This is a genomic window from Ilumatobacter sp., from assembly GCF_046290335.1.
Lineage (GTDB): Bacteria > Actinomycetota > Acidimicrobiia > Acidimicrobiales > Ilumatobacteraceae > Ilumatobacter_A.
In genome coordinates, this window is sequence record NZ_JBKAGH010000005.1 from 39,188 (window position 1) to 64,374 (window position 25,187).

Genomic DNA, 25,187 nt, shown 5'->3' on the forward strand with positions numbered 1-25,187 from the left:
CATGACTGACAGTGCGACCGACGAAACCTCGATCGACGACTCGGCGAGCGAGCCGGTCAGCGTCCACGACCTCGACCTCCCGCAGCTCGATCCGGAGATTCGCGCCCTCGACCGCAGCGAATCGACGCAGATCTACCGTGACCTGGCGAAAGACCACTGGATCGTGCGCAGCGTCATCGGCTACAGCATCTTGCACTACGACGACGTCACCGCCATCCTGCGCGACAAGCGCTGGCACAACGCCGTCGCCAAGATCCCGGAGATGATGGGGATCACCGATCCCGACTTCCTCGACCGCCCGCCGTCGATCCTTGCCGCCGAGGGCGACCTCCACACGCGGCTTCGCCGGCTCGTCGCGAAGTCGTTCTCACCCCGCAACGCTGATCAGCTTCGTCCGTTCATGCGCGAGGTGGTCAACGAACTCGTCGACAACGTCGCCGCAAGCGGCCATGCCGACATCGCGACCGACATCTGCGACCCCTATCCGATCCCGATCATCTGCGAGTTGCTCGGCGCGCCGCGCGAGGACTGGGAGCTGTTCTCTCGGTGGGCCGAGGATGTCTTGCGCATCTTCAACGGGACCGCCGCCGACGAACTCGACGTGATCAAGCAGGCGCAACTCGAACTCAACGAGTACGTCGTCGACATGATCGCCAAGCGGCGCGACGATCCGCGTGATGACCTGATCACCCACCTGATCGCTGCCGAGGAAGAAGGCGATCGATTGTCGACCGAGGAACTCGTCTCCATGGTCAACGCGGTCATCGTCGGCGGCACCGACACGACCCGCAACCAACTCGGGTGCGCCGTCGGGTTGTTCGCCGAACACCCCGACCAGTGGAAACTGCTCGCCGAGCAGCCCGACCTCGCGCCCCGCGCAGTCGAAGAGGTGATGCGAGTGTTCGGAGCCGTGCGCGGCACCGGCCGATTTGCCAGCGAAGACATCGTGTACCGCAACATCCTCTTTCCCGCTGGCACGTTCGTGTTCCCGTCGCTCGCGTCGGCCAACGTCGACGTCGACGTCGTGGAGGATCACGAGCCGTTGCGCTTCGACATCACGCGCGAGCCGGTCAAAGGTCGCGTGCAGATGACGTTCGGCTCCGGCATCCACTACTGCCTGGGCGCCTCGCTCGCCCGCGCGGAGTTGCAGGAGGCCCTCCCGATCCTCGCGCAGCGGATGCCCGACCTCGCCGTCGACGGCGTCGTCACCTGGAAGCCCCCGACCACGGCCATCTTCGGTCCCGACAGCCTGCCGGTCACCTTCACCCCGCAGTGAACGACAGAGTGGGTCTGACCCACTCTGTCGTTTCGGGAGCGTCAGTCGGGCGGAGGGCGTCGGCGCTGCTGCTTGATCTCGCTCCGGCGTGACTTGTCGTCCAACCGGCGTCGCTGCGAACCGCGGGTGGGGCGAGTCGGGCGGCGGACCCGAGGCACCGACACCGCCGCTCGGATGCGCTCGACCAGACGCTGGCGGGCCAGCTCGCGGTTGCGGAGTTGTGACCGCTCGTCGTCGGCCACGACCCGCATCATCGGGCCGAGTCGGGCGATCGCTCGCTCCCGCTGCGCCTCGTGGCGGAACGCCGACGACGTGGTCAGATCGAACGTCAACTCGACCCGAGTCGCCGCCTTGTTGGCGTGTTGGCCGCCGGGCCCGCCCGACGTGGTGAATGTCTCGGTCAACTCGAACGACGGAATCCGGATCGCGTCGGTGACGACGAGACGGTCGTCGTGACGCCCCGGATCGTTCGTCGCTCCCATGGGGCCATCATGGCGCACGGCTTGACTGCGTCCGCGTCGCGTTGTCGGCCTACGGTTGGCGGATGGCTGACATCAAGCTCGGATACAACACCGGATACTGGTCGGCGGGTCCACCTGCCGGTGCGCTCGAAGCAATCCAGGAGGCCGAGAAACTCGGCTTCAACTCGATCTGGACCGCCGAGGCCTACGGCTCCGACGCGTTGACCCCGTTGTCGTGGTGGGGCGCGCACACCGAGAAGGTGCAACTCGGCACCGGCATCATCCAGATGGCCGCCCGCACGCCGGCCGCCACCGCGATGGCGGCGATCACGATCGACCACCTGTCGAACGGGCGCTTCATCTGCGGTCTCGGCGCGTCGGGCCCGCAGGTCGTCGAAGGCTGGTACGGCCAGGAGTACCCACGACCGCTCGCCCGCACCCGCGAGTACATCGAGATCCTGCGCAAGATCTGGGCCCGCGATGCGCCGGTCGAGTTCCACGGTGAGTTCTTCGACATGCCCGTCGACGGCGGCATGCATCTCGGCAAGCCCCTCAAGTCGACCGTGCATCCGTTGCGCAACGACATTCCGATCTACCTCGCCGCCGAAGGCCCGAAGAACGTCGCGCTGTCGGCCGAACTCTGCGAAGGCTGGCTGCCGTTGTTCTTCTCGCCCAAAGAAGACAAGTGGTACCGCGAGCAGCTCGCCGCGGGTTTCGCCGCCTCGGGCGATCCCGGCAAGGCCGACCGCTTCGAGGTGTCGTCCGGCGTCATGATCATCCCGGGCGACGACGTGCAGAAGTGCGCCGACATGGTGCGCCCGTTCCTCGCGCTGTACGCCGGGGGCATGGGGGCGAAGGGCGCCAACTTCCACTACGAGGTGTTCGAGCGGATGGGGTACGGCGACGTCGCCGACAAGGTCCAGAACCTCTACCTCGACGGCAAGAAGGAAGAAGCAGCTGCGTCGATCCCGCTCGAGATGGTCGAAGACGTCGCACTCGTCGGGCCGGCCGACAAGATCAAGGGCGAGCTCGACAAGTGGCGCGAAACCTGCATCACCGAGTTCTTGCTGTCGGGGCCAGCGATGATGCTGCCGATCTACGCCGAACTGATCAACGGCTGAGCGACCAGTTGGTTGCGGATCGGGCCGGATGTCGCCGAGTGACGGTTCAGCCGTCGTGATCCGCGGTGCCGACGTCGGCCTCGACGAGGTGTTCGTCGATCCACGACCGCAATTTCTCGAACGCGTAGATCCCCGTCGAGTGGCCGTCACTCCAGTCGAGGTTGAGGCCCCACGCGCCCGCCATCGCCGCTTCGGTGATCGTGATCTTGTCCGGATCGGTTTCGGCGAGGATCGACACGCTCGCACCTCGTTGACGTCGCGAGTTGCACTCCGCACAGGGGCAGGCGAGGCGCAGCGGCGCCAACCGAAACCGAGCGGTGACACCATCGGCGAACTCGATGAACACGTGCGAGGTGCGGTCGACTTCGATCGACTCGATCTGATGCGTGCCCATTGTCGGGCAGGGTACCGACGATGACCGGCGAACGCGAGCTCGCGACCCTGTCGCCGAAACGGCCGGTGCCGCTGAGGCGGACGTGGCTGCGGAACCGGTGGGAGGAACTCGCCTTCGTCCACTGGCGCTACGACCCAGACGTCGTCCAGTCGCTGCTGCCCGACGGCCTGCGCGTCGACACGATCGACGGCGCGGCGTTCGTGTCGTTGATCCCGTTCCGCATGGCCGATGCGTCGCCTCGCTTCGTCCCGGCGATCCCGTGGCTGTCGTCGTTCGCCGAGACCAACGTGCGTACCTACGTGGTCGATTCGGCGGGCAACCGTGCGATCTGGTTCTTCTCGCTCGAAGCCGCCCGCCTCCCGATCGTCGTGTTCGCCCGCGCTGCGCTCGGCTTTCCGTACGTCTGGAGCGAGATGTCGATCGAGGTCGGCGGCGATCGTCGCCGCTACGAGACCCGTCGGCGACGCTGGCCGAGCCGGCCGGCATCCAGCACCGTCGTCGAGCTCGAGGTCGGCGAGCCGATCGTCGAGCAGTCCCCACTCGACGTGTTCCTCACCGCCCGCTGGGGAACAGTGGCCCGCTGGCCGGGTCGACCGGGGGCCCCACGTGACGGGCGCGGACGGCTACGTCACCACCCGGTCGATCACCCTGCCTGGTCGCTGCACGCAGCGACGCTCGTCGAGTACCACGACCGGTCGATCGAGGCCGCTGGGTTGCCCGAGCCAGCCGGCGAACCGGTAGTTCGTTGGGCGAAGCCGATACCTGCGTACTTCGCGGCGCCGGAGAAGGTCTGAGCGACAGAGTGGGTCTGACCCACTCTGTCGTTTTCAGCGCAGGGAAGCGGGGATCTCGACGACTCGCGAGCGCAACCATTCGCCGACTGCCTTGGCCTGGCCGTCTTGGCGGGTCGATGCCGCCACGCCTTCCTGGAGCAGTCCGTGGATCACGAAGTTCAGTGCCCGGATCTTGGGGAATCGGTACCTCGTGATCTCGAGCGCGCCCGCCTCCGGGAGCAGTTCGCCGAGGCGTTCGGCCGTGAGCCAGGAATCGAGCCACGGCCAGGCCTCGTCGGTACGAACGAACACGCCGAGATTGGCGTTGCCACCCTTGTCCCCCGAGCGGGTCCCGATGATCGTGCCGAGCGGCGCGGCGACGGTCGCGACGTCGAGGTCGAAGCGCGCGGAGTCCGACTGCTCGAGATCGATGTCGACCGCGGGCCCGGTCGGGGCGACCGAGTCGACCTGGGTGGTTCGACCACCGAGGATGTGGACGTAGCTCGGTACGAGATCGTTCGGCACCGTGGCGGGGCGATACACGCCGAACGGCGAGCCCGGGCCGGGGCTGCCGTAGCCGTACATGCCCGGGATCGACGACAGCGCCGTGTGCACGTTGGCGTCGCTGAACGCTCGACCCACCTTGCGCTCGTCACGATCTTTGACCGTCACTCGCCACACTGCCGTCGCCTGTTCCTGCGTGGCGGCATCGGGCTGGTCGGTGCGCACGATGGTCGAGGTGATCGATTCGAAGTCGTCGGGCCCGTACGGGCACGCGTCCCAGAACGTCGCCTCGGCGAAGCGCGCCTTGTCGTCGATGTCGAGCCCGGTGAGCGCCACCGAGAACGAGTTGCGGTGTCCGCCGAGTTCGTTCATCGCCACCTTCAGCGTGGACGGCGGCGCCTGACCCTTCACCCCGAACACGTGCACCCGGTCGGGCTCGACCTCGGCCAACTCGATCGAATCGAACCGGGCGGTGACATCGGGGCCGAGGTACTCGGGGCCGCCGATTTCGTACAGCAGTTGCGTGGTGACGGTGCCGACCGACACCTGGCCGCCGGTGCCGTCGTGCTTGCCGATCACACACGAGCCATCGGCCGCGATGTCGGCCCACGGGAAGCCGAAGCGGGCACGACCACCGATCTCCTCTCGACCTTCGATCTCGGTGAAGAAGGAGTAGTTGCCACCGGTGACCTGAGCGGAGCATTCGATCAGATGCCCAGCGACGACCGCGCCGGCGAGTTGATCGAAGTCGGTGCGCTGCCAGCCGTGATGCCATGCCGCGGGCCCGCATACGACGGCAGCGTCGGTGACGCGACCGGTGATGACGATGTCGGCGCCCTGCGTCAACGCCTCGACGACGCCGAAACAGCCGAGATAGGCGTTCGCGGTGAGAAAGCGATCCGGGTCGCCGAGCGATCCGTCGCCGTAGGTCACGCCGTCGTCGAACGGCGTGATCGAACCGGCAGCGGCCAGATCGGAGAGTCGAGACATCAGATCGTCGCCGTCGACGTAGGCGATCGTCGGGTTGAGTCCGAGCTTGTCGGCGATCTCCTTGACGGCCTCGGCGCAGCCGCCCGGATCGAGTCCACCAGCGTTCGACACGACCTTGATACCCCGCTCCAGACAGCTCCCCATCACCTCCTCCATCTGACCGACGAAGGTGCGGGCGTAGCCAGCACCTGGGCGCTTGGCCCGGATCCGGCTGAGGATCAACATCGTCAACTCGGCAAGCCAGTCGCCGGTCAGCACGTCGATCGGGCCGCCCTCGACCATCTCGCGAGCGCCGCTGGGCCGATCACCGAAAAAGCCCGAACAGTTGGCGATGCGAATCGGATCAGTCATCGCCGCCGACCTCCTCGAGGCTGACCAGCACGTCACCCTGGTCGACGCGATCACCCACGGCGAAGTGGACCTCGGTGACGGTCGACGCCGCACCGGCGGTGATCTTGTGCTCCATCTTCATCGCTTCGACGATCATCAACACCGCGCCGGCGTCGACCGTGTCACCCGTCGACACATTGACGGCGATGACCGTGCCCGGAAGCGGACACACCGGTCCGCCGCCGCCGACCTCGGCAGCGTGGTCGATGAAGCGTGGCTGCAGGTTCCAGGTCGCCGTGCCCGCAGAACTTCGCGTGCGCACCTCGGCCTCGGCAGGCCCGGCGTCGGAGGCCTCGATGCCGATCACACGCCGCACGCCGTCGATCTCGATGGCGATGCGGTCGTCCGACATCGACAACAAGCGGATCGCGACGCGTCGGCGCTCGTCGGCGCTCAACGATCCGTCGGCGGTCGGCACTGGCCACGGACCGAGCCGAACCACCGCCGAGTCGAGACATACCGTGTACTCCACGTGCTCCACGCCGTCAGCGCCGACCTGTGCCCAGATCTCGCGCTGTCCCTGTGTACGAAGGTTCCTCCACCCCGACGGGGCGAAGCCCAGCACACGATCGACCGCTCGCGCCGCACGCTCGGTCGCGAACACCGCAGCGAGCAGTTGCGCGAGGCGGTCGTCGCCGGATGGCCCCGTCGACGACACCACATCGGGATGCTCGTCGAGATAGGCCGTGGGCGTGGCAGCCGCCAGGTAGTCGGGCTCCCCCAGGATCTCGACGAGCGCAGGCACATTGGTCGTCACCCCGGTGATCTGCGAGTGCAGCAGAGCTCGACGCAACTTGGCTGCCGCCCCCTCGCGGGTCGGGGCATGAGCGATGACCTTGGCGAGCATCGAGTCGTAGTCGGCCGACACGACCGCGCCGGCCCGAAAGCCGGTGTCGACTCGAACCAGGTCGGCCTCGGAGCCACCGAGATCGAACGACGAGATCGTGCCGGTCGACGGCAACCAACCGGCCGCTGGATCCTCGGCCACGACGCGCACCTCGATCGCGTGCCCACGAGCAGAGATGAACTCCTGGGCGATCGGCAACATCTCGCCGGCCGCGACGCGAAGTTGCAGTTCGACGAGGTCGACGCCGGTCACGGCCTCGGTCACCGGATGTTCGACCTGCAGCCGAGTGTTGACTTCCAGGAAGTTGATCGAGTCGGTGCCGCCGTCTTCGCCGACGAGGAACTCGACCGTGCCGGCGCCGTGGTAGCCGACGCTGCGAGCCAGCGCCACCGCTCCGTCGCACAGCGCACGGCGCGTCTCGGCGGTGATGCCTGCCGAGGGCGCCTCTTCGACGATCTTCTGGTTGCGTCGCTGGATCGAGCACTCGCGCTCACCCAGGTGCACGACGTTGCCGTGCATGTCGCCGATGATCTGCACCTCGACGTGGCGCGCACGTTCGATGTAGGGCTCGACGAACACCGTGCCGTCGCCGAACGACGCGGCCGCCTCGCGAGAGCCAGCCGCCACCGCATCGGCCAGTTCGTCGGGGGTGCGCACGATGCGCATCCCGCGACCGCCGCCCCCGGCAGCGGCCTTCACGAGCGCTGGCATCGGCACGTCATCGGGGATCACGCCGTCGACGATCTCGATCAACGCCGCGGTGGGCACGCCCGCCGCGATCGCTGCCTTCTTGGCGGCGATCTTGTCACCCAGCAAGGTGATCTGCTCGGGCGTCGGGCCGACCCAGATCAGTCCGGCGTCGGCGACTTGCTGGGCCACCGTCGAATTCTCGGCGAGGAAGCCGTACCCCGGATGGATTGCATCGCAACCGTGTTGCTGCGCGATCTCGATGATCGCGCCGGCACGCAGATAGGAATCGGCTGGAGACGAACCGCCGAGCGCCACGGCCACGTCGACCGCATCGACGTGCATCGCGTCGGCGTCGGGTTCTGAGTAGACGCCGACGGTCGAGATGCCCATCGCGTGCGCGGTGCGAGCGATGCGTACCGCGATCTCGCCACGGTTGGCGATGAGCAGCTTCGTGATCGGGCGGACCATCACGTCCACCGGTGAGGGGATCGTGGACATCAGTGCCTCCAGACGCCGTATTCGGTGGCGCCGCGCACCACGTTGCTGTGTGCCGCCGACAAGGCCATGCCGAGCACTGTTCGTGAATCCGCGGGGTGGATGATCCCGTCGTCCCAGATCCGACCGGTCGAGAACAGTGCCGTCGACTCCTGTTCGATCTGCGCCTCGAGCGCTCCGGTCTGTGCGGCCAGCGCCGCTTCGTCGACCTCGACGCCTCGCCCCGCAGCCGAGTTCCGGGCGATGATGTCCATCACCCCGGCCAGTTGCTTGGGCCCCATGACCGCCACGCGGTGGTTGGGCCACGAGAAGATGAACCGAGGGTCGTACGCCTTGCCAGCCATGCCGTAGTTGCCAGCGCCATAGCTCGCACCGACCATCAGGTTGAAGTGGGGCACCGTCGAGTTCGACACGGCGTTGATCATCTTCGCTCCGTTGCGGATGATGCCGCCCTGCTCGGCCTTGGAGCCGACCATGAACCCGGTGATGTTGTGCAAGAAGACGATCGGGATGTCGCGCTTGTTGCACAACTGGATGAACTGCGCTGCCTTGCGTGCTTCCTCGGAGAAGAGAATGCCGTTGTTACCGATCACGCCGACCGGGAAGCCGTGGATCGATCCCCAGCCGACGACGATCTTGTCGCCGATCAGCGGCTTGAACTCCTCGAAACGGCTGCCGTCGAGCAGCCGGGCGTAGACCTCGCGAATATCGAACGGAATGCGCACGTCGGCCGATGCGCAGCCGAGCAACTCCATCGGGTCGTACAGCGGGTCGTCGTCGGGCTCGGTGGGTCCCGGGCCGAGCTTCTTCCACCCGAGGTGTCGGACGATCTGGCGGATGATCCGCAAGGCGTCCATCTCGTCGTGTGCGAAGTAGTCGGACAGCCCACTCGTGCGGCTGTGCATCTCGGCGCCACCGAGCGTCTCTTCGTCGACGATCTCGTCGATCGCCATCTTCACCAGCGGCGGACCACCCAGGTAGGCGGTGCCCTGCCCCTTGACGAAGATCGTGTAGTCGCTCATGCCCGGCGTGTAGGCACCACCGGCGGTGTTCGGGCCGAACGCGGCGGTGATCGTGGGGATGCCCATCTTCGACATCACCGTGAGGTCGCGGAAGCTCCGTCCGCCTCCGATGAACAAATCGGCCTGCCGGGGCAGATCGGCTCCCGCGGACTCGTTCAGGTTGATCAAGGGGAGACGGTTCTCCATCGCGATCTCATAGAAGCGGTGACCCTTCTTCCACGTGGTCGGGTTGGCCGACCCACCTCGCACGCTCATGTCGGTGCCGGTGATCGCGCACTCGACCCCTTCGATCACCCCGATGCCGCTGGCGACACCGACCCCGACGGGATCTTGCGTGCCCCAGGCGGCGAGCGGGCTCAACTCGAGGAACGGCGTGCCCGGGTCGATCAACGCTTCGATGCGCTCACGAACCAGCATCTTGCCGCGTTGGCGGTGGCGATCGACGTAGCGCTGACCGCCGATCGTGGGCACCTTGTCGAGCTCGGCCGCCACCTCGTCCCACAGTGCCTGCATCTGTGCGAGGTTGGCCCGGTACTCGTCGGACTTCGTGTCGAGCTTCGAGCGCAGCACGGTGCCGATCGTGCTGGCCCGGCGTACGCCCGGTGAATGCATCCCCATCGGGTCGACGGTACTCGATCGACCTCTTCGGTACCAGGGCCGGACGACTCCGCCAATAGCGTCGAGTATCGTCGGGTTCGATGAACGGCGCGAGCGACGCGATGGCCGAGCCCGGTGATCGGCTCCGCCTGCTGCGAGCCGGTGCGCCTCGACCGTTGCTGTCACGCTCGGCGGAGGCTCGACTCGGCCCACGCCAGCACGACGTGTTGGAGCAGCTCGAGACGATCTTCCTCGACAGCGGATTCTCGTCGCTCACGATCGCCGACCTCGCCGCCGGCGTCGGCTGTTCGCGCCGAACCCTGTACGAGATCGCGCCGTCGCGTGACCAACTCGTGCTCGTCGTGCTCGACCGCTTCCTCCACAAGAAGGGCCGATCGGCGCTCGACTCGATCGACCCGACCGACTCGTTCGACCGTCAGATCCGCGCGTATCTCGGTGGTGGGGTGAAGTTCGTGTGGCACGCGCCGCTCGCCGACGACCTCGCCGACGACGCCCCCGCTCGTCGCCTCGTCGACCACCACTACCGTTTCGTGATGACGGTGATCGAGCGCCTCGTCTCGCTCGGCATCGATACCGGCGAGTTCCGACCGGTCAACCCGGCGATCGTCGCCGCGGCCATCACCGGCGCCTCGCTCTTCATCGACGAACCCGACATGACCGAACGCCTCGGCATCACCCGCACCGACACGATCGAGCAGATCCTCGACCTCGTCTTGCCGTCGATCACCGCATCGCTCCGTGCCGGATCGAGTGCCGGATCGAGTGCCGGCCACGGCGCCGATTCGCCGAGGTCGCCAGCCGCACAGCATGATTCGATCGAGATGCCCGACGATCAGGAGCCAGCTCGATGACCGATACCCCCACGTCCGCAACGACTTCGACGCCGGGCCGACCGACCGTGGCCTCGGTGCTCGCCGACCTCCTCGCCGAGCAGGCAGCACTCGACCTGATCGTCGCCGACCTCGACGATGCGGGATGGGCCACGCCGACCCCGAGCGAACGCTGGAGCGTGGCCGACCAGATCGGACACCTGGCGCACTTCGATCAGACGGCAGCGTGGGCGATCGTCGACGAGGCACGATTCACCGAGTCGCTGCACGAACTCATGGCCGGCCTCACCGGCGAGGCGTCTCCGGCCGAGGTCGACGACCTCACGCTGGGTCGCTTCCGGGCGATGTCACCGAGTGACCTCCTCGCCGCATGGCGCGACAACCGAGCCGAACTCGCTGCGGCTGCTGCGACATTGGCCGACGACACTCGCGTCATCTGGTACGGGCCGTCGATGGGCGCGAAATCGTTTCTCACCGCCCGGCTGATGGAGTGCTGGGCACACGGACAGCACGTCGTCGACGCACTGGGAGCGACCCGCGAGGCAACCGACCGTCTGCAGCACATCGCGCAGCTCGGCTTCATCACGCGAGGCTGGACGTACATGAACCGCGGGCTCGAGGTGCCCGCCGTTGCCATACGGGTCGAGCTCACCGCGCCGTCGGGCGCGGTCTGGAGCTTCGGGCCCGACGACGCCAAGCAGTCCGTCGTCGGCAGCGCGGAGGATTTCTGCCTCGTGGTCACGCAATGCCGCCACGTCGACGCCACCGACCTCGTCGTGATCGGCGATGCCGCCTGCGAATGGATGGCGATGGCACAGGCATTCGCCGGCGGGGCCACCGACGGCCCGACCGCCTGACGAATGCGCGAGCCGATCGCGTAGGTTCGAACCCATGACCGACGAGAGCATCCGGCCCTTCCGCATCGACGTGTCCGACGAGATCCTCGACGACCTGCGTCGGCGACTCCACGCCACGCGCTGGCCCGAGGCCGAACTGGTCGACGACTGGACCCAGGGCACGCCGCTCTCCTACGTGCAGGAGGTGTGTGGCTATTGGGCTGACGACTACGACTGGCGATCGCGCGAGTCCGCGCTCAATCGCTTCGATCAGTTCACGACCACGATCGACGGACTCGACCTTCACTTCGTCCATCAACGCTCCCCTCACGACGACGCGATGCCGCTCGTCTTGAGCCACGGCTGGCCCGGATCGATCGTCGAATTCCACAAGGTCGTCGAACCGCTCACCGACCCGACGAAGTTCGGCGGCGACCCATCCGACGCGTTCCACGTCGTCGCTCCGTCCCTTCCGGGGTACGGCTTCTCCGCAAAGCCGACCGAAACCGGCTGGGGCGTCGAGAAGATCGGCCACGCGTTCTCGACGCTGATGGCTCGCCTCGGCTACGACCGCTACGTGGCACAGGGCGGCGACTGGGGATCCGCGATCACCAACGTGATCGGCGCGGTCGATCCGGAGCATTGCGCCGCGATCCACCTGACGCTGGCGATGGGTGCCCGGCCCGGCGACCTGTCGAACCCGACGCCGGATGAGGTGCACACGCTCGAACGCGCTGCGTACTACCGGGACTGGGACTCGGGATACTCCAAGCAGCAATCGACGCGTCCGCAGACCGTCGGGTATGGCCTCGTCGACTCGCCAGCGGCTCAGGCCGCGTGGATCCTGGAGAAGTTCTGGGCGTGGACCGACTGCGACGGCCATCCCGAGAACGTGCTGAGCCGAGACGAGATGCTCGACAACGTGATGCTCTACTGGATCAACGGCAACGGCGCCTCGTCGGCGCGGCTGTACTGGGAGAGCTTCAGCACTCGCACCAAGCTCGACGTGACGGTGCCCGTCGGATTCGCCGTCTTCCCTGCCGAGATCGTTCCGCCGATCCGCTCGTGGGTCGAGCCGTCGTACCCCGGCCTCTGCCATTGGGCCGAGTACGACAAAGGTGGGCACTTCGCCGCGTTCGAAGTACCCAACGTGTTCGTCGACGAGCTGCGCGGCTTCTTCCGCCAGTTCCGCTGAATTGTCACACCGTTCCAATCGGGACGCCGGGGTAGGTTGAGCCGCCGTCGCGCTCGCACCGTTTCGACCAGCAGACGACTCGCATTCCCCATGACCAGCACCACGACGACTCCTGCGCCCCCGCCCGACCACGGCTTCACGCCGGGGACCGCGCGCGCTGCGTTGTCGTATCGGTCGTTCCGCATCGTCTTCATCGGGTTGGCGATCTCCCAGATCGGCACCTGGATGCAGAACTTCCTGCTTCCGGCGTACATCCAGGAACGGACCGGACGGCCGGCGCTCGTCGGGGTGTCGATCTTCGTGCAGCTCGGCCCCTTGTTGTTCTTGTCGATTCCGGGCGGTGTGCTCGCCGACAAGGTGTCGAAGCAGAAGTTGATGCTGACGATGCAGATCGCCTCGGCGATCCTGACGCTCGGAACCGCCTGGCTGGTCTGGCAGGACGCGACGGTCTGGGCGATCTTCGGGGTCCAGCTCCTGATCGGTACCGCCAACGCGCTCAACGCCCCGGCGTTCCAGTCGTCGATGCCGCTGCTCGTGCATCGACAGGACCTCGCTGGCGCCATCAGCCTCAACTCGGCGATGATCAACGGCACCCGAGTCATGGGTCCGGTCACGGCCGCGCTGCTCGGTGTGTTCGGGTTGTCGCTGGCTCAGATCTTCCTCGTCAACGCGTTCAGCTACCTGACGTTCATCGCTGCGCTCCTGTTGGTGCCGATGCCCGACGTGAAGGCGGCGGTCACCGCCCGCGGGTGGCGCCAGTTGGGCGTCGGCCTCAAGATCGCGAGAGAGCGGCTCGTGCTGAATCGACTGCTCCTCGGCATGTTCTCCTTCTCGGCGATCAGCCTCGCCTACATCGGGCTTTTTCCGTCGGTCGCCGAGCTCAACTTCGGGATCGACGCGGATTCCTCGCGCTACCGCTGGCTGTACGCCGCATGGGGAGCTGGCGCGTTCGCCGGTGCGCTGTCGGTCGGGACGTTCCTCTCCCGCTTTCATCGTCGCGTGCTCATCGTGCGCGGCTTCACCGGTTTCGCCGTCTCCCTCGCGGTCTTCGCGATGCTTCGCGATCAGGTGTCGCCGTTTTTCGTCGGGTTCGCGCTCGGATTCTTCTACTTCATGACGGCAACGGCGATCACGACCTCGTTGCAGCTCAACATGCGCGATGGCGAGCGGGCCTCGGTGATGCCGCTGTGGTTCATGGTCTTCGGCGGAACCGTGCCGCTCGGCAACCTGGCGGGCGGGGTGTTGTTCGAGGCGATCGGCGTCCGCCCGGTGCTGCTGATCGGCGCCGGCTGGGCGCTGTTTCTCGCCTGGTGGCTCGACCTGCGCCGCCAGCCACCGGAGGCCTTCCTGAGCGAAGCCGACGGCGGCGAGACGCCGTGACGGAGCGATGAGGGAGCAGTGACGGACCCGGGATGAAGCCGGGATGAAGCCGGGATGACCGTCAGACCGGCGTGTCGTGGCGCGGCGCGGCGACGGTTCGAGACGTCGACATGGCACACTCGCCAGGTGATCTCCGACGTGCAGCCCGAACGTGGCGTGTTCGCCAACCGCACGCTCAACCTGCGGTCGGTGGAGGCGATCGGGTACGACATGGATTACACCCTGATCCCGTACCGCACCGACGAATGGGAGTCGACGGCGTTCTCCCACGCCCGAGTGGTCCTCGGGCATCATGGCGTCGACGTGGAAGGCCTCGAATTCGAACCCGACGCGCACATCCAGGGGTTGGTCATCGACCTCGATCTCGGAAATCTGATCAAGGCGACGCGCTTCGGCTACGTGATTCGTGCGATGCACGGCACCCGAGAGCTGTCGTTCGACGAACTCCGGCGCGCCTACTCCGACGTGGTGGTCGACCTGGCCGAGCCGCGCTTTCGGTTCTTGAACACCCTGTTCTCGATCTCGGAGGCGTCGCTGTACGCCCAACTCGTCGACCGTCTCGACGCCGGCGAACTGTTGTCGCGACCCGGCCCACCGATGGGATACGACGAGCTGTACCGGCTCGTGTCCGGTTCGATCGACCAGGTGCATCGAACCGGTGCGCTCAAGGCGGAGATCATCAGCGATCCCGACCGGTTCTGTTCACTCGACGACGACACGGCCCGAACGCTGCTCGACCAACGGTTGGCCGGCAAGCGGCTGCTGCTGATCACGAACAGCGAATGGACCTACACCCAGCCCATGATGCGGTACGCGTTCGACCGCGCCGTCGACGGCGAGATCGCCGGGGGCACGTGGCGCGACCTGTTCGACATCGTGGTCGTGGCCGCTGCCAAACCGACGTTCTTCGAGTCGAAGGCTCCGTCGTTCCGCATGGTCGATCCGGAACGTGGGTGGTTCGTCCCGCATCACGGTCCGTACTCCGACGGCGAGGTGTATCACGGAGGGTGCGCAGCGGTCGTGGAGGAGAGCCTCGATCTCGCCGGCGACCAGATCCTCTACGTCGGTGACCACCTGTTCGGCGACGTCCACGTCACCAAGTCGTTGGTGAGGTGGCGGACGGCGCTGATCCTGCGCGAGCTCGAGGCCGAGGTCCAGGACGCACTCGGTTTCGCCGACTCCGAAGCCGAGTTGCGGGACCTGATGAACGCCAAGATCGATCTGGAGACGCGGCTGTCCCAGGCGCGGCTCGAGTCGGCTCGCTCCGGTGGCCGCCGGTCCCACGACGTCGATCGGCTGTACGCCGAGGTCGCCCGGCTCGACGAGCGGATCACCCCGCTCGCCATCCGATCGGGTCGTCTCGGCAGTGCGAGCTGGGGTCCACTCATGCGAGCCGGCAACGACAAGAGCCTCTTCGCTCGCCAGGTCGAGAAGTACGCCGACGTCTACACCAGCCGCGTGGCCAACCTCGGCCCCCGCACGCCCTACGCGTACCTCCGAGCCGCTCGAACGAATCTGCCCCACGACGCCGTCGTGCTCCGTGATCGATCCGACACGTGATCGATCCGACACGTGATCGATCCGACACGTGATCGATCCGGTCGAGTTCGGCACTCGGAGAAGATCGCGGCCCGAGCTCAGTGGGTGGCGACGAGCGCCGTGACGATGCGTTCGAGGCCGGCGCTGCGGCTGGCCTTGACGAGAATCACGTCGCCGGGACCGAGCGGGCCGATCGCCGCCACCGGGTCGTCGACGGGCGCGGTGCCGTACAGATCGGTGCCGATCGCCACGAGATCGATCCCGAGCGAGGCAGTGAGGCCGGCGACCGTCCGGTGCCCGAGTTCGGGATCATCGAGTTCGCCCATCCGGCCGAGTACGGCGATGCGGCGGCCCGCGTCCATCGCGGCCAGTGCCTCGAGCGCCGCGGTCATCGACGTCGGATTGGCGTTGTAGGCGTCGTTCACGATCCGCGCGCCCGACGCCAGCTCGATCACCTCCATGCGCATCCCCGACACCCCGGCGGTCGCCAGCGCCGCCGCAGCGGTCGCCAGGTCGACACCGACGGTTCCGGCCACGGCGATCGCTGCCGCCGCGTTGAGCGCCATGTGCCGTCCGCTGACGGCGAGTTCGACCGGCTGCGATCCCCACGGCGTGTCGATGACGAACCGCGGCCGAGCGCGCTCGTCGAGCACGAGGTCGCGAACGCGCACGTCGCCGGTCGTTCCGAACGTCAGCACGGCGGCGCCGGTCTTCGAGGCCATCGCCGCCACCCGTTCGTCGTCGGCGTTGAGCACGGCGATCCCCGAGCGCGGGAGTGCCTGCACGAGCTCGGCCTTCGCCAGAGCGACGCCATCGATCCCGCCGACGAGTTCGGTGTGCGATTCACCGACCGCCGTGACGACCCCGATGTCGGGGCGGGCGATCTCGCACAGTGCCGTGATCTGACCGAACCCGCGCATCCCCATCTCCACGACCAGGAGTTCGGTGTCGTCGGGCGCGCCGAGCATCGTCACCGGCAACCCCTGCTCGTTGTTGAAACTCCGTTCGTTCGCGGTCGTACGCAACGATGCTGCGCACGCTGCGGCGATCAGGTCCTTCGTCGAGGTCTTGCCCACGCTGCCCGTGATCCCGACCACCGTGGCGGACATCTGCGGGCGGGCCCAACGGGCCAGGTCCATCAGCGCCCGAGCGGTGTCGGCGACCTCGATACAGGTGTGGTCGCGCCGGTACGGATCGGCCTCGCTCGTCAGATGCAACGCTGCACCGGCTGCGTAGGCCTGGCCGATGAACGCGTGACCGTTGCGTTCGGCGACGATCGGAACGAACAACTGCCCGGTCCGGATCGACCGAGTGTCGAACGAGACGCCGTCGAAGGACAGGTCGGGCCCGAGCAAACGCCCGCCGATCCCCTGCGCTGCCAAGGATGCCTGCAACTCCACGACCTCGAACGGTACCGTCGCGACATGACCGCACGAGGGACGCTCCCCCCGAACGGCGACACGAACGACGATACGAACCTCGACACGAACGTCGACACGTCGATCGCTGCGCTGCAACCCGACTCCGACGACGAACGGATTCACCTGATCGTGCTGTTCGGCGGCGAGTCGGCGGAGCACGACGTGTCGTGCACGACCGCGGCGCACGTCCTCGCCGCCGCGGATCCGCAGCGGTATCGGATCACCCCGATCGGCATCTCCACCGACGGCCAGTGGGCGATCGCCGATCAGGCGCTCACCGCGATCACGGTCGGCGTTCCCCTTCCCGGACGTCTCGACCCCTCGGGTTCGAACGTCTCACCCACGCCGGTGCTCGCCGCTGCCACCTCCACGCCCGGTCGCACGGTCGTCATGCCGCTCCTGCACGGTCCACTCGGCGAGGACGGCACGGTGCAGGGGCTCCTCGAGTTGGCGAACGTTGCCTACGTCGGCGCGGGCGTGCTCGCGTCAGCGGTGGCGATGGACAAGGCGATGGCCAAGCAGGTACTCGCCGCCGCCGGGATTCCGCAGGCGGCCTACCAGGCGTTCGCCGAACACGACATGACGCCCACGCTGATCGACGAACTGATCGACACTCTGGGCTTTCCCATGTTCGTCAAGCCGGCGAACATGGGCTCCTCGGTCGGTGTCTCGAAGGCGTCATCGGCCGACGAACTCCGCGACGCGATCGCCGTCGCTCTCTCCTACGACGAGATGATCGTCGTCGAGGAGGCGATCGTCGGCAAGGAGATCGAGGTGGCCGTGTTGGGCAACACCGATCCGCAGGCAGCGACGCCTGGTGAGATCGTCCCCGGTGACGAGTTCTACAGCTACGACGACAAGTACCTGAGCGATCAGTCGTACGCGATCATCCCGGCGCCGCTCGACGCTGCTGTGCTCGACGAGGTACGGGAGCTCGCGATTCGCACGTTCAGGGCCTTGCGCTGCGAGGGCCTCGCTCGGGTCGACTTCTTCTACGAGGACCCGACGGAACCGACCGGACGCGGCCGGGGCTTCTTGTGCAACGAGGTCAACACGATGCCGGGCTTCACGCCGATCTCGATGTTTCCGAAGATGTGGATCGCCGACGGCGTCTCGTATCCCGAGATCATCGACCGCCTGGTCGACCTCGCCATCGAGCGACACGGCCGCCGCCGCCGCAACACGAAGCACTGAGATGAACGCGTCCGATCCCGACCGGGCGACGCCTGACGACCTGAATCCCGAGGCGATCACCGAGGAGCGCGCCTGGGAGGAACCACCCCTGAACCATCTCTCGCCGATGGGGCAGGTCGAGGCGATCGGGCGATTCGCACAGGGTGCTGGCGGACCGCGCCTTCGTCGGTGGTTCCAGATCGCCATTCCCCCAGTGATCGCCGCCCTGCTCATCGCCGCGTTCTTGCGCTGAACGCGCCCGCCCGCAGGATCAGAGCGGCGCCAATGCGGCGCGGAGGAACGAGCGGAGTTCGTCTCTCAGCGAGCGGAGTCCCGACGCGTCGGCCGTCCAGCCGACGGTGCGGAGCGCTTCGGGCTCGGTGGCGATGCCGGTCACCGTGGCGTATCCCAACGCAGCGATCAGCCCCGGGTTGCCGCGACGGAGCCGGCCAGCGTCCATCTCGTCACCGAGATAGCGAACCGCACGATCGACCAGCGGTTGGATGCCGACCCGCAGCCGATCGGCGTGAGCGACGTCGAGCCGGCTCAACTCACGAACGAGGCCGAGCAACGCCGGGCGCCGAACGGCAGGGCGGAAGACCGCCCGCACCACGGCGTCGATGCGTTCCAGCGGATCGTCGGGTGCCGCGCGCACCGCAGCATCGATGACCACGAACAACTCCGCAGCGACGGTCTCGAGCACGCCGTCGATCAACGCGTCCTTGGAGGCGAACCAGTAGAGCACCGTCTGTTTGCGCACGCCGACGACCCGAGCGATCTCGTCGAGCGACACGGCGTCGACACCGCGCCGCCCGAACAGGTCGACCGACGCGGCGAGGATGCGCTCGCGTGTCGACGGATTCGAGGTCGGGGGTATGTTCATCGCGCTCTCTACCAATTGGTAGAGGAACGTGGTAGAACTGTCAACCATGAAGGCCGACTCGATCCCCGAATCGCTGGCGGGCAAACGCATCGCGATCACCGGTTCGACCGGCTTCGTCGGCACGGCACTCGTCGAACGGCTGCTGCGTAGCGTCCCAGAGTGCGAATTGATCCTGCTGGTTCGTGACGGCAAGCGCACGCCAGCCGCTCGACGCACGCAGCGCGAGATCCTCAAGAACGATGCCTTCGACCGCCTCCGCGAGACCCACGGCGACGACTTCGACACCGCCGTCGCCTCGCGCGTCTCCACTGTCGCCGGTGACGTCACCCGGGACGGGCTCGGTCTGAACGAGGCCGATCGCTCGCTCTGGGGCACGGCCGACGTGATCATCCACTCGGCAGCCGCCGTGTCGTTCGACTCACCGCTCGACTCCGCGGTCGAGATCAACCTCCTCGGACCCACGCGCATCGCGAACCTCTGCAACGAGATGGGGGTCACGCCCCACCTCGTCGCCGTCTCCACCTGCTACGTCGCCGGAAATCGACGCGGCAACGCGCCCGAAATACTCGTGAGCGACGGCCCCTTCGACGTCGGCATCGACTGGCGCTCCGAAGTCGCCGCGACGAAGCGAATCCGTTCCGACCTCGACGCGGCGAGCCGCACACCCAAGCAACTCGTCACGTTCCGCAAAGCCGCGAGGGCCGAGATCGGCGCAGCCGGCGCTCCGGCACTCGCCGCCAAGACCGAAGACCTGCGCCAGAAGTGGGTGAAGTCCGAACTGGTCGCTGCGGGTCGGGCTCGCGCCGCAAGCGTGGGCTGGCCCGACGCCTATGCGTTCACCAAGGCGCTGGGCGAACAGGCGCTCACCGACTCCAAGGGCTCCGTCCCGGTGTCGATCGTTCGTCCCTCGATCATCGAGTCCGCGCTCGCCGAGCCCAAGCCCGGATGGATCCGCGGGTTCCGCATGGCCGAGCCGGTGATCATCTCTTTCGCTCGCGGTCTCCTCAAGGAGTTCCCGGGCGTCCCGGAAGGCACCGTCGACGTCATCCCCGTCGATCTCGTCGTGGCCAGCATCATCGCCATCGCCGCACAAGGCCCCGACGACGCACCCGCGATCACCCAGATCGCATCGGGTGGCATCAACGCGCTCAAGTACCGGGTGCTCGTCGACAACGTCACCGCGTGGTTCACCCGCAACCCGGTGTACGACCCCAAAGGCCAGCCGATCGTCGTGCCCGAATGGCGGTTCCCCGGCCGCGGGCGCGTGCAGAAGCAACTCCGCCAGGCCAAGACCGTGCTGTCGACCACCGACCGGGTCTTGCAAGCCCTCCCGTTGCGCGGCAAGCAAGCAGAGATCACGGCACAACTCGAAGAGAAGCGCATCGAAGTGGAAACGGCGCTGGAGTACGTCGAGCTGTACGGGCTCTACACCGAATGCGAAGCGATCTATCAGGTCGACAACCTGATGTCGGTGTGGGAGTCACTCGGCGAGTCAGATCGCCGCGATTTCAACTTCGATCCGCGCTCGGTCGACTGGATCGAGTACGTCAACGAGATCCATCTGCCGTCGATCATCCAGCACGCCAGGGTGAAGACGACGCCGGGGCCGTCCAAGTCGATCGACCGGATGGCGCGGATGCGCTCGCAGGTGCTCGATCCGAAGCGACAGGTCGCCGCGTTCGACCTCGAGAACACCCTGATCGCCTCGAACGTGGTGGAGAGCTTCTCGTGGTTGGCGACCCGCCGACTGAGCACCCCGGAGCGGATGCGCTACGTGCTGCGGACGATGGCCGAAGCGCCAGGGCTGCTGCGTCTCGATCGTCAGGACCGGACCGACTTTCTTCGCCACTTCTATCGGCGCTACGAGCACGCACCGGTCGAACAGATCGAGATCGACGCGCGCGAGATGCTGACCCAGCTCATCGTCACCAAGGCGTTCCCCGACGGCTTGCGCCGAGTTCGCGAGCATCGAGCGCTCGGGCATCGCACGATCCTCATCACCGGCGCGCTCGACTTCGCTGTCGCCGGGCTGGCGCCGCTGTTCGACGAGATCGTCGCCGCCGAGATGTCGGTGCGCCCCGATGGCACGCTCTCGGGCGAGATGGTCACCGTGCCACCGACCGGTGAAGCCCGAGCCCAGATCCTCAGCGACTACTGCGAGGCCGAAGGGCTCGACATCACCAACTCGGTCGCCTACGCGGACTCCAGTTCCGACCTGCCGCTGTTCGAAGCGGTCGGGTTCCCCGTCGCGGTCAACCCGGAAACGCGTCTCGCCACGATCGCCCGCAAGCGAGGCTGGTTGGTCGAGAACTGGTCGAAGGCCAACGGCGGACCTCGTCCGATCCTGCCCATCGGCGAGCTGATGGTCGAGCGTGAACGCACTCGGAGGTTCGCGTGATGAAGGCGCTCCAGATCTCCCGCAACGTCGGCCGCTTCGGTGCCGCCCGCATCCTGTCGGCGGTGTCGTCGAGCGGAGCGACACGGCTCGGCCCGCTCGAACTCCGCACGATCGACGACCCCGTCTCACCCGGCAACGGCTGGCACCGCGTGCGGACCCGCTTGTCCGGCATCTGCGGATCCGACCTGTCGCTCGTCGACGGCCATGCGTCGACGTACTTCGAGCACTGGGTGAGCTTTCCGTTCGTGCCGGGGCACGAGGTCGTCGGCGAATTGGCCGACGGCGACGAGGCCGGAACACGCGTCGTGCTCGAACCGGTCCTCGGGCACGCAGCACGCGGGGTCGACCTTCCGTTCGACGGCGCCTGCCCAGCGGACGGCAACGACTACGCCCACCTCGCCACCACGTCGCCACAGGGCGTCGAGCCGGCGATCCAGACCGGCTTTTGCTGTTCGACCGGCGGCGGTTGGGCTCCGTGGTTCTGGGCGCACGAATCGCAACTCCACCGCATCTCGAACGACGTCGCCGCCTTTCCCGACGAGCGAGCCGTGCTCGTCGAACCCTTCGCCGGCGGGATCCACGCCGCACTCCTCACTGCGACCGTGCGCTCCGAGGGCCATGCACCGGTCGTCGCGGTGCTCGGCGCCGGCACGATGGGCCTCGCCGCGGTCGCTGGCCTGCGTCGCTACGTCCCCGGCGTGCGGATCATCGTCGGAGCCCGCTACCCCCACCAGCGCCAGTTGGCGCGCGAGTTCGGTGCCGACGTGGTCGTCGATGCGGCGGAACTCGACCGGGCGGTACGTCGCGAAGTCGGATGCCACATGATCGGCGACCCCGAGTCGGGATTGCTGTCAGGCGGGGCCGACGCCACCATCGACGCGGTCGGCTCCAGCGAGTCGATCGCCGATTGTCTGCGCATCACTCGGCCCCGCGGGCGTGTCGTGTTGCTCGGCATGCCCGCCGACGTCGCACTCGACCTCACCGGGCTGTGGCATCGCGAGGTGGAGCTCAAGGGCGCGTACACCTACGGCACCGAAACACTGTCCGATGGCACCCGAGCGGCGACGTTCGACCTGGCGATCGACACGGTCAGCGCAGTCCGCGCCGAACAACTCGTCAACGCCACCTATCGCCTCGATGATCACGTCGACGCGATCGCCCACGCCGCCAACGCCGGCCGTCGTGGCGCCGTCAAGATCGCCTTCGATCTCCGCACGCAGCAGGAGCCAGCATGAACCATTCCATCCCGTCAGCGCCGTGGCGCACCCCGTCGAAAGTGAGCCGCTGATGCCTCGGCCCGGATTCGTCCTCGACGTCGACCGTTCGACACCGCCCACGCTGTTCTGGCGCGGCGAAGGGTTCAGCCTCGAACGCCTGCCTGCGAACCGCAGTCGGATCATCTACCCGCCGGAGCCTCTGGCGGGCCTCGACGACCTCGACGGCGAGATCCGCAACGCGCTACTCAACCCGCTCGACATGGATCCGCTGCCGACGCTGCTGCACCCCGGCATGAAGCTCACGATCTGCTTCGACGACGCCAGCCTCTCGCTGCCCAAGATGCAGCGCCCCGACAACCGCCAGCGGATCGTCGAAGCGGTGCTCGACATGGCAGCGGCCGCCGGCGTCGACGACGTCCACATCATCGCGGCCCTCGGGTTGCATCGCCGGATGCACGAGTACGAGTTGCGCCACGTGCTCGGTGATCGCGTCGTCGACGCGTTCTTGCCACGCGGATTGCTCTACCAACACGACGCCGAAGACCCCGACAACCTGGCGGTGATCGGCACGACCGATCACGGCGAGATCCTCGAGATCAACAAGCGCGCCGCGGACTCCGATCTCGTCGTCTACGCGAACGTCAACCAGGTCGCGATGGACGGCGGATGGAAATCGCTGACCACCGGCCTCGCCAGCTATCGCTGCCTCAGCGAGCACCACAATCCCGAGTCGTTGCAGAACACCCGCAGTCTCATGGACCGCCACCATTCGGCGCTCCACAAGTCGATCTGGCGGATGGGCAAGCTGTTGCGCGACTCCGGCCCCAAGATCTTCCAGGTCGAGACCACGATCAACACCGAGGCGTTCCCGTCGCCGTTCGAGTTCCTCGCCAAGCGCGAATGGGAGTGGACCGCAAAGGACCGCGCGCTGTTCCTCGGCACGTCGAAGTCGTTGAATCGCCTCCCGAACCGCACGAAGCGAAAGATCTTCCACTCGATCGAGGCGCCATACCGAACCACCAGCGTGCAGGCCGGCTTCACCGAGACCGTGCACGAGGTCACGCTCCAGAACGTCTACGCCCAGCACCTCGTCGAGGTCGAAGGCCAGACCGACATCCTCACGATGGGCATTCCGTTCATCAGCCCGTACAACCCCGAGTCGATCATGAACCCGATCCTCGTGATGTGCATGGGGCTCGGCTACCTGTTCAACATGTACCGCGGCAAGCCGCTCGTGCGTGAAGGCGGCGTCGTGATCATGACGCACCCGACGTACGAGGAGTTCCACCCGGTGCATCATCCGAGCTACATCGACTTCTTCGACGAGGTGCTCGCCGACACCACCGACCCGGCCGTGATGTCGGCCAAGTGGGAGAAGAAGTACGCGGAAGACGACTGGTACCGCCACCTGTATCGCACGAGCTACGCCTACCACGGCGTCCACCCGTTCTACGCCTGGTACTGGGGCGCACACGGCCAACAGCACGCGGGCAAGGTGATCATCGTCGGCGGCTACCCCGACGCGGTTCGCCGCCTCGGGTTCACGCCCGCGTCGACGATGAACGACGCACTCGAGATCGCGTCCGACACCGTCGGCCGATCCCCCACCATCACCCACCTGCACGTGCCAGGCGTCTTGGTCGCCGACGTCAAGTAGGTCGATCGATGTCGAGCAGGACACGACGCCAGTACATCCGACGTGCGCAGCAGTCGAACGGCGGCACCGCCGCGATCCGTGGAGCGCAGCAGGTCGCGGGGTCGGTCGAACGCGCCGTGCGAACGGCGGCGATGCCGCTGCGCCGAGCGACGTTTCCACTTCGTGCGCCGACGGTGCCCCGAGGCGTCGAGGTACCGAGCGAACCCAGCCGGCTCGGACCGAACTACGACACCGAGTGGGCCCGCTCCCCCGTCGCCCGAGCGGCACGGGGACTGATCGTCGAAGGGCCGCTGCGACTCGCCGTCTCGACGGTCGCGAGCCCGACGATCACCGGACTCGATCGGCTCGCCGACCTGGAGCGCGCCGACGAACCGACCCCGGTCATCTTCACCCCCAACCATCACAGTCACATCGACACCGGGTTGATGATCCGCGCGATTCCGGCGCTGTGGCGGCGAGAGTTGATCGTCGCGGCGGCTGCCGACTACTTCTTCGACGCACACTGGAAGGCAGCGCTGTCGGCGCTGTCGCTCAATGCGATCCCGATCGACCGCGACGCGACGAGCCGAGCGACCGCCGATCAGTTGCGCGACCTCATCGCCGACGGCCACAGCCTGATCATCTACCCCGAAGGCGGTCGCTCTCCCGACGGGTGGGGCCAGGAGTTCAAGGGCGGCGCGGCGTACCTGTCGGCGCGAACCGGCGCACCGGTCGTTCCCGTGTTCCTCGACGGGACCGGCGAGATCTACGGCAAAGGAGCGTCACGCCTGCGTCGCGGACGCACCAAGGTCGTGTTCGGATCGCCGCTCGTACAGCGCGACGACGAGAACACGCGCCGGTTCAACGCCCGGATCCAGGCGGCGGTCACGCGTCTCGGCGACGAAGCGCTGACCGACTACTGGACGGCGAGTCAGCGAGCCGCCGACGGATCGAGCCCGTCGCTGTCGGGCCCCGATCACGGCGGCTGGCGGCGGCAGTGGCAACTCGGCGAACGCCGTCGGCTCAGCACTGCCGGAATCCGTCGCCGCCGCGCCCGTCGCTGGCCGGACCTCGGCTGAGCGAGCGGTAACAATGATG

The 25,187-nt window shown here is 67.2% G+C and carries 21 protein-coding genes; 14 read left to right on the forward strand and 7 right to left on the reverse strand.

Going from position 1 to position 25,187, the window contains the following annotated elements; all coding sequences use genetic code 11:
- Position 1 precedes the first annotated feature (1 nt).
- Positions 2-1,276, forward strand: a complete 1,275-nt coding sequence (locus ACE37B_RS18060; RefSeq protein WP_409924732.1) for a cytochrome P450 — start codon at positions 2-4, stop codon at positions 1,274-1,276.
- A 41-nt stretch (positions 1,277-1,317) separates the two neighbouring features.
- Here the strand turns inward: ACE37B_RS18060 and arfB are convergent, their stop codons facing one another.
- Complete coding sequence (gene arfB / locus ACE37B_RS18065; RefSeq protein ID WP_409924733.1) at positions 1,318-1,758, reverse strand: alternative ribosome rescue aminoacyl-tRNA hydrolase ArfB; 441 nt, start codon at positions 1,756-1,758, stop codon at positions 1,318-1,320.
- A gap of 71 nt (positions 1,759-1,829) precedes the next feature.
- Here arfB and ACE37B_RS18070 point away from each other — a divergent pair, with 71 nt between their 5' ends.
- On the forward strand, positions 1,830-2,858 hold the full coding sequence (locus tag ACE37B_RS18070) for an LLM class F420-dependent oxidoreductase (RefSeq protein WP_409924974.1): 1,029 nt from the start codon (positions 1,830-1,832) through the stop codon (positions 2,856-2,858).
- A gap of 46 nt (positions 2,859-2,904) precedes the next feature.
- Here the strand turns inward: ACE37B_RS18070 and ACE37B_RS18075 are convergent, their stop codons facing one another.
- The gene (locus ACE37B_RS18075; protein ID WP_409924734.1) at positions 2,905-3,252 is read right to left on the reverse strand and encodes a DUF971 domain-containing protein; all 348 of its coding nucleotides are present in this window, start codon (positions 3,250-3,252) and stop codon (positions 2,905-2,907) included.
- 20 nt (positions 3,253-3,272) lie between these two features.
- Between ACE37B_RS18075 and ACE37B_RS18080 the strand changes: the two genes are divergently transcribed.
- Entirely contained in the window at positions 3,273-4,046 is a 774-nt protein-coding gene (locus ACE37B_RS18080) for a YqjF family protein (protein WP_409924735.1), read from the forward strand.
- A 33-nt stretch (positions 4,047-4,079) separates the two neighbouring features.
- On the opposite strand, the gene ACE37B_RS18085 is transcribed toward ACE37B_RS18080, so the two are convergent.
- Genes ACE37B_RS18085 through ACE37B_RS18095 form a run of 3 tightly spaced genes read right to left on the reverse strand, consistent with a single transcriptional unit; the run spans position 4,080 to position 9,575 of the window.
- The gene (locus tag ACE37B_RS18085; RefSeq protein ID WP_409924736.1) at positions 4,080-5,870 is read right to left on the reverse strand and encodes an acyclic terpene utilization AtuA family protein; all 1,791 of its coding nucleotides are present in this window, start codon (positions 5,868-5,870) and stop codon (positions 4,080-4,082) included.
- Complete coding sequence (locus tag ACE37B_RS18090; protein WP_409924737.1) at positions 5,863-7,944, reverse strand: biotin carboxylase N-terminal domain-containing protein; 2,082 nt, start codon at positions 7,942-7,944, stop codon at positions 5,863-5,865. The genes ACE37B_RS18085 and ACE37B_RS18090 overlap by 8 nt, the downstream gene beginning before the upstream one ends.
- Positions 7,944-9,575 carry an acyl-CoA carboxylase subunit beta gene (locus ACE37B_RS18095; RefSeq protein WP_409924975.1) on the reverse strand — a complete coding sequence of 544 codons (1,632 nt, stop codon included), beginning with the start codon at positions 9,573-9,575 and terminating at the stop codon, positions 7,944-7,946. The genes ACE37B_RS18090 and ACE37B_RS18095 overlap by 1 nt, the downstream gene beginning before the upstream one ends.
- An 86-nt stretch (positions 9,576-9,661) precedes the next feature.
- Between ACE37B_RS18095 and ACE37B_RS18100 the strand changes: the two genes are divergently transcribed.
- The 5 genes from ACE37B_RS18100 (at position 9,662) to ACE37B_RS18120 (ending at position 15,382) form a co-directional block, all read left to right on the forward strand.
- A complete protein-coding gene (locus tag ACE37B_RS18100) occupies positions 9,662-10,432 on the forward strand; it encodes a TetR/AcrR family transcriptional regulator (RefSeq protein WP_409924738.1) in 771 nt (256 codons plus the stop codon).
- Positions 10,429-11,268 (forward strand): TIGR03084 family metal-binding protein, encoded by an 840-nt coding sequence (locus ACE37B_RS18105; protein WP_409924739.1) that lies wholly within the window; start codon positions 10,429-10,431, stop codon positions 11,266-11,268. Before ACE37B_RS18100 ends, ACE37B_RS18105 begins: the two co-directional genes overlap by 4 nt.
- Positions 11,269-11,302: 34 nt before the next feature.
- Positions 11,303-12,442, forward strand: coding sequence for an epoxide hydrolase family protein (locus tag ACE37B_RS18110; protein ID WP_409924740.1), 1,140 nt, complete (start codon positions 11,303-11,305; stop codon positions 12,440-12,442).
- A 90-nt stretch (positions 12,443-12,532) separates the two neighbouring features.
- Complete coding sequence (locus tag ACE37B_RS18115; RefSeq protein WP_409924741.1) at positions 12,533-13,822, forward strand: MFS transporter; 1,290 nt, start codon at positions 12,533-12,535, stop codon at positions 13,820-13,822.
- A gap of 54 nt (positions 13,823-13,876) precedes the next feature.
- On the forward strand, positions 13,877-15,382 hold the full coding sequence (locus tag ACE37B_RS18120; RefSeq protein ID WP_409924742.1) for an HAD-IG family 5'-nucleotidase: 1,506 nt from the start codon (positions 13,877-13,879) through the stop codon (positions 15,380-15,382).
- Between the two features lie 77 nt (positions 15,383-15,459).
- On the opposite strand, the gene murF is transcribed toward ACE37B_RS18120, so the two are convergent.
- A complete protein-coding gene (gene murF / locus ACE37B_RS18125) occupies positions 15,460-16,761 on the reverse strand; it encodes a UDP-N-acetylmuramoyl-tripeptide--D-alanyl-D-alanine ligase (RefSeq protein WP_409924743.1) in 1,302 nt (433 codons plus the stop codon).
- Between the two features lie 24 nt (positions 16,762-16,785).
- On the opposite strand from murF, the gene ACE37B_RS18130 reads away from it, so the two are divergent.
- On the forward strand, positions 16,786-17,976 hold the full coding sequence (locus ACE37B_RS18130; protein ID WP_409924744.1) for a D-alanine--D-alanine ligase family protein: 1,191 nt from the start codon (positions 16,786-16,788) through the stop codon (positions 17,974-17,976).
- Position 17,977: 1 nt separating this feature from the next.
- Complete coding sequence (locus tag ACE37B_RS18135) at positions 17,978-18,208, forward strand: hypothetical protein (RefSeq protein WP_409924745.1); 231 nt, start codon at positions 17,978-17,980, stop codon at positions 18,206-18,208.
- A gap of 18 nt (positions 18,209-18,226) precedes the next feature.
- On the opposite strand, the gene ACE37B_RS18140 is transcribed toward ACE37B_RS18135, so the two are convergent.
- Positions 18,227-18,838 carry a TetR/AcrR family transcriptional regulator gene (locus ACE37B_RS18140; RefSeq protein ID WP_409924746.1) on the reverse strand — a complete coding sequence of 204 codons (612 nt, stop codon included), beginning with the start codon at positions 18,836-18,838 and terminating at the stop codon, positions 18,227-18,229.
- Positions 18,839-18,884: 46 nt separating this feature from the next.
- Here ACE37B_RS18140 and ACE37B_RS18145 point away from each other — a divergent pair, with 46 nt between their 5' ends.
- Genes ACE37B_RS18145 through ACE37B_RS18160 form a run of 4 tightly spaced genes read left to right on the forward strand, consistent with a single transcriptional unit; the run spans position 18,885 to position 25,168 of the window.
- A complete protein-coding gene (locus ACE37B_RS18145; RefSeq protein ID WP_409924747.1) occupies positions 18,885-21,236 on the forward strand; it encodes an HAD-IB family phosphatase in 2,352 nt (783 codons plus the stop codon).
- Positions 21,236-22,471, forward strand: a complete 1,236-nt coding sequence (locus ACE37B_RS18150) for a zinc-dependent alcohol dehydrogenase (RefSeq protein WP_409924748.1) — start codon at positions 21,236-21,238, stop codon at positions 22,469-22,471. The genes ACE37B_RS18145 and ACE37B_RS18150 overlap by 1 nt, the downstream gene beginning before the upstream one ends.
- Before the next feature lie 52 nt (positions 22,472-22,523).
- Positions 22,524-24,110 carry a lactate racemase domain-containing protein gene (locus ACE37B_RS18155; protein WP_409924749.1) on the forward strand — a complete coding sequence of 529 codons (1,587 nt, stop codon included), beginning with the start codon at positions 22,524-22,526 and terminating at the stop codon, positions 24,108-24,110.
- An 8-nt stretch (positions 24,111-24,118) separates the two neighbouring features.
- Entirely contained in the window at positions 24,119-25,168 is a 1,050-nt protein-coding gene (locus tag ACE37B_RS18160) for a lysophospholipid acyltransferase family protein (protein WP_409924750.1), read from the forward strand.
- Positions 25,169-25,187 lie beyond the last annotated feature (19 nt).

Bases quoted from the DNA above. Each gene is read 5' to 3' on its own strand.
- ACE37B_RS18095 (WP_409924975.1), bottom strand. From the start codon at position 9,575: ATGCATTCACCGGGCGTACGCCGGGCCAGCACGATCGGCACCGTGCTG.
- ACE37B_RS18090 (WP_409924737.1), bottom strand. From the start codon at position 7,944: ATGTCCACGATCCCCTCACCGGTGGACGTGATGGTCCGCCCGATCACG.
- ACE37B_RS18145 (WP_409924747.1), top strand. From the start codon at position 18,885: ATGAAGGCCGACTCGATCCCCGAATCGCTGGCGGGCAAACGCATCGCG.
- arfB (WP_409924733.1), bottom strand. From the start codon at position 1,758: ATGGGAGCGACGAACGATCCGGGGCGTCACGACGACCGTCTCGTCGTC.
- ACE37B_RS18100 (WP_409924738.1), top strand. From the start codon at position 9,662: ATGAACGGCGCGAGCGACGCGATGGCCGAGCCCGGTGATCGGCTCCGC.
- ACE37B_RS18150 (WP_409924748.1), top strand. From the start codon at position 21,236: ATGAAGGCGCTCCAGATCTCCCGCAACGTCGGCCGCTTCGGTGCCGCC.
- ACE37B_RS18060 (WP_409924732.1), top strand. From the start codon at position 2: ATGACTGACAGTGCGACCGACGAAACCTCGATCGACGACTCGGCGAGC.
- ACE37B_RS18105 (WP_409924739.1), top strand. From the start codon at position 10,429: ATGACCGATACCCCCACGTCCGCAACGACTTCGACGCCGGGCCGACCG.
- ACE37B_RS18120 (WP_409924742.1), top strand. From the start codon at position 13,877: ATGACCGTCAGACCGGCGTGTCGTGGCGCGGCGCGGCGACGGTTCGAG.
- ACE37B_RS18080 (WP_409924735.1), top strand. From the start codon at position 3,273: ATGACCGGCGAACGCGAGCTCGCGACCCTGTCGCCGAAACGGCCGGTG.
- ACE37B_RS18155 (WP_409924749.1), top strand. From the start codon at position 22,524: ATGCCTCGGCCCGGATTCGTCCTCGACGTCGACCGTTCGACACCGCCC.
- ACE37B_RS18140 (WP_409924746.1), bottom strand. From the start codon at position 18,838: ATGAACATACCCCCGACCTCGAATCCGTCGACACGCGAGCGCATCCTC.
- ACE37B_RS18075 (WP_409924734.1), bottom strand. From the start codon at position 3,252: ATGGGCACGCATCAGATCGAGTCGATCGAAGTCGACCGCACCTCGCAC.
- ACE37B_RS18135 (WP_409924745.1), top strand. From the start codon at position 17,978: ATGAACGCGTCCGATCCCGACCGGGCGACGCCTGACGACCTGAATCCC.
- ACE37B_RS18115 (WP_409924741.1), top strand. From the start codon at position 12,533: ATGACCAGCACCACGACGACTCCTGCGCCCCCGCCCGACCACGGCTTC.
- ACE37B_RS18085 (WP_409924736.1), bottom strand. From the start codon at position 5,870: ATGACTGATCCGATTCGCATCGCCAACTGTTCGGGCTTTTTCGGTGAT.
- ACE37B_RS18160 (WP_409924750.1), top strand. From the start codon at position 24,119: ATGTCGAGCAGGACACGACGCCAGTACATCCGACGTGCGCAGCAGTCG.
- ACE37B_RS18110 (WP_409924740.1), top strand. From the start codon at position 11,303: ATGACCGACGAGAGCATCCGGCCCTTCCGCATCGACGTGTCCGACGAG.
- ACE37B_RS18130 (WP_409924744.1), top strand. From the start codon at position 16,786: ATGACCGCACGAGGGACGCTCCCCCCGAACGGCGACACGAACGACGAT.